This is a genomic window from Priestia sp. 179-F W1.4 NHS (genome assembly GCF_045369295.1).
In the GTDB taxonomy this organism is placed as follows: Bacteria; Bacillota; Bacilli; order Bacillales; family Bacillaceae_H; genus Priestia; species Priestia zanthoxyli.
On sequence record NZ_JBIQFF010000045.1, the window covers coordinates 1 to 3,428 of the forward strand.

General features: G+C 35.5%; 4 protein-coding genes and 1 pseudogene. 2 read left to right on the forward strand and 3 right to left on the reverse strand.

Features of this window, described 5'->3' with window-relative positions; genetic code table 11:
* Together ACH0CI_RS28030 and ACH0CI_RS28035 are read left to right on the forward strand one after the other, a co-directional pair.
* Positions 1-343, forward strand: a pseudogene (locus ACH0CI_RS28030) (hypothetical protein); the annotation flags it as partial.
* A gap of 186 nt (positions 344-529) precedes the next feature.
* Positions 530-850, forward strand: a complete 321-nt coding sequence (locus ACH0CI_RS28035; RefSeq protein ID WP_143256208.1) for a hypothetical protein — start codon at positions 530-532, stop codon at positions 848-850.
* A gap of 242 nt (positions 851-1,092) precedes the next feature.
* Here ACH0CI_RS28035 and ACH0CI_RS28040 read toward each other — a convergent pair whose 3' ends face one another.
* The 3 genes from ACH0CI_RS28040 to ACH0CI_RS28050 form a co-directional block, all read right to left on the reverse strand.
* A complete protein-coding gene (locus tag ACH0CI_RS28040; protein WP_095380539.1) occupies positions 1,093-1,317 on the reverse strand; it encodes a helix-turn-helix domain-containing protein in 225 nt (74 codons plus the stop codon).
* 606 nt (positions 1,318-1,923) lie between these two features.
* The gene (locus ACH0CI_RS28045; RefSeq protein ID WP_406902643.1) at positions 1,924-2,817 is read right to left on the reverse strand and encodes a sigma-70 RNA polymerase sigma factor region 4 domain-containing protein; all 894 of its coding nucleotides are present in this window, start codon (positions 2,815-2,817) and stop codon (positions 1,924-1,926) included.
* A 205-nt stretch (positions 2,818-3,022) separates the two neighbouring features.
* On the reverse strand, positions 3,023-3,428 hold a 406-nt coding region (locus ACH0CI_RS28050; protein ID WP_483880021.1), incomplete at its 5' end, for a ParB N-terminal domain-containing protein.

Here is a 3,428-nt window from a genome sequence, read left to right on the forward strand (position 1 = left end):
TCTGTTTTGTATTTTTAAAGGATCTCCCTTTTGGATTGAAATTCAGAGAAATCAGTATTCCGAACAGAAAATGCAGGAGAAGATAAACCTTTATGAAGAGTTTTTCTTTTCTGATGAGTGGAGATCTTTGCATTGGCAGCCAGAGGACCGATCAGCCCTCTTCCCTTCCGTCATTTTAATTACACCTGTTCGTTATTCAGTGTCTTCAGAACACATTCGTCTCATACAAGTAACAAGTATTCATGAATTGATAGAGAAATATAAAAGTTCTTCGAAACAAACAAAAGAAGTAAGGTCAAGAACCACATCCTCTTCTGGAGGAATAAAAATCAACTTAACATAGAGTGCTAGAAAAGTGTTTGTAATCACATAAAAACAGGCTACCTTAAAATAATGAAAGGTAGCCTGTTTATACACCTTTCATCCGCGGAGAAGGCAATGGATTTGCGTACTGGTATCAGATGGAATTAATTTGTATAATGAAAGAGAATAAGTAGCAATACCAAGGCAACCGAGGAGGTGAGCGAATATGAGTCTACGAGAAGAACTACTGGCGCAGGAATATGAGGAAAGAAAAAAGCCGAGAGGATTCGTATACTTTACAGACGCTGACGGACAAGTTGTCGCTAAGACTTGCCGTGAATGCGGCGAATTAAAACATGCAAAGAACTATCATCATAAAAGTGATGGATTTGGTCAACTTGGACCATACTGCAAAGGCTGCGTTTCTGTTCGCGACCGAGATTATTACGTTAAAAATAGGGAGCACGTAAAAAGAGTTAAAAATGCTTATTACCATAGGAAAAGATCTGAGCAACTTTCTTTTAATTTATTCGAAAATAGCGAGTAGGATCACGGCGGCCAATAAGGTCGCTTTTTTGTTTAAATGCTGATAAATCGCTAGAAATCACTATTCAATGTGTTAATGACATGGTTCGAGCACGCTAGAATGTAAAGAGGAGCAATTTGATGAATAGGACTGTTTTAACGGCGAATTAAAAACAGGCTTTTAAACTATTACTAAAGCCTGTTTTTATATACTTGGAGAAGCAATCTTTCTAAAGGAATAAAAAAGAACTGTAATAAGCATATTTAAATATCCCAAAAATCTTCGCTCTTAATATTAGGATCAATCCTTCTTAATGCTTGTAATATCTTTTTCATGGTTCTTTGTGTAGGCAACCTTTCGGAGTTGTTTACTAAATCACCAATCGTACTTCTACCTAATCCCGACTTTCTTACAAGCCATTCTTGATTAATGTTTCTTTTATCAATCCATTTACCAAGTCTAGTTCGCCTTTTTCCTAACCCGAACATTATAGATACCCCTTTACTTGTTATTACTCTAGTTATGTCCAAATTTCACTAAAAATAAAACGTTAAAAATAAGTCATAGTGGACAAGCCAATACCATATCATCTATTAAGACATCAAAATACTACATAAGCACAACGAATAAATTTAATACGTATTTTTAAAACCTTTTAGAATAATGTCGATATTTTTGTCATAATCATATAGCATGAATACAGTTAAGACCGCCTTATACACTGATACATAATGGGCGGTCTTTGTTATAGGTATGAATAGATTTTGAGTATAATGGAAAATAAAAAACAGACTTCCTCAGAGAACGTAAAAACGTCTCTAACAATAGCAATTCATAAATTATCAAGCAAAAAAACACAATTTAATCAGTGAAGGAGAAAAGAGAACTCCATCTATCCTTATAGGGTTCTCTCCTTTACGGAATAAAACACTAGATAATAGTAAAGTGTAAAATATAACATTTTCAGGCATAACCTAAATTTCTATGCTTCTATCGAGCTACCTTTCTCATAAAAAGGCTGTTTCACAAAATGAATGTGCAATGGAAAGGACTAATATGTGGGTCCAGTAAAAACAATCATAAAAAGGTAGGATTTATTGAGGTAACTTCTTTTTCCGTAGTCGGTGTAATCTCCGTTGAATTCCATGGGCTGATCTACCGATTAGTTGGCCAATTTCTTGTTGAGTACGACCTTCTTGATAAAACATGTACCATAGACGGGCATCTTCCTCTTCAGTCCACTTTTTATTTTCATATTTAGGTCGATTAAAATAATCATATTTTCTTTGTTCCTTTACCCATTCGGGTTCTGGAATAAGAGTATTTGGGGCTACCTTAGAAAAATTAATCAATTCCTTATTCTGTTGTGCCCATTTCCAAAAGGCTGCTACGTCAATTCCTAAAAATGTGCGTGTATTTGCTCTCAAGATGTTATAGGACAATTCTCTTTTCTGAATCCAGTTATAAATGGTATGAACATCAACTTGCAGGCACTCTGATAGTTCATATACTGTAACATTTCCCAGATGAGCTCTTACGCCACGTATACCTAAACGATATAGCCTAGACTCTAATGCTTGTGTACTTCGCTGTAAGCGTCTAGATAGTTGGTCAAGTGACTTGACTCCATACCATTTTACCAAGTATTCATCTTCTTTCTTTGTCCATCTACGTAATGACGTTTTTCGTACTAATTTTAACAGCCTAATTCGATTCGCCACAGAAGAAGGGCTCTTGCCTAAATGTTTTCCAATCTCTCGATTGTTCATTTTATTAATGTTTACTTTTAAGAACGTATCTTGGTCAGGGGACCATTTTTTGCGTATGCCATTCTGGTTGTTGCGAAGTTGTAGTCGTGAGATCCGTTTATTAACCGATTCTTTACTACGATTTAAACATTCACCAATTTTTTGGAGTGTCATCCGCCCATATTGTTCTTTTAGAAATAAATCTTCTTCCTCCGTCCACAGTTTTTGATTTTTAGTCACTATATCTCCCTCCAATTCGCGACTTAGATGTATAGAAAGCTACGTATAGAGAATAGTAGTGGAGATGTTCATCTTTCCTCAACAGAGAGTAAATCCTTTTTCATTTATCTTGTTATCCATTGGACACAGGTTATCACTTTATTTAGTCTATTTTTTCTAATTTGTCAGTGAAAAGATAAACAGTTGTTACTTTTTCTTTAAGCTTTTACTTTTGGTACTCGTATACAACAGGAACTTGATCCATTTTCACCGTTTTGGCCACAATATAACGACGATAGCCATCTTTTAGAACCTTTGAATCTTTTTCAATCGTCAATGGCTCATCTAAACGACCTGTACGCTTCACAAAATCAATGACCTTTTGCGTTTTTTCAGGGTTTGGACGTGTTTTTAAGAACTCTTCAGGTACAATGATTTCATCAAAGTCCAATAGATCCTGAGTTCCTTTCGGTTGGTTAGATAATCTTGTCTTTTCTTTCTCACTCTTTTTCTCTTCCATAGGAGCTTCCTGTACTTCTGGCTGAATAGGCTTTACTTCTTTTGCTACAGGTTGAGAAACAGGTTCTTGTGCCTCTTCCTGTTTAGTAGATTCCGTTTTCTCTTGGGCTTCA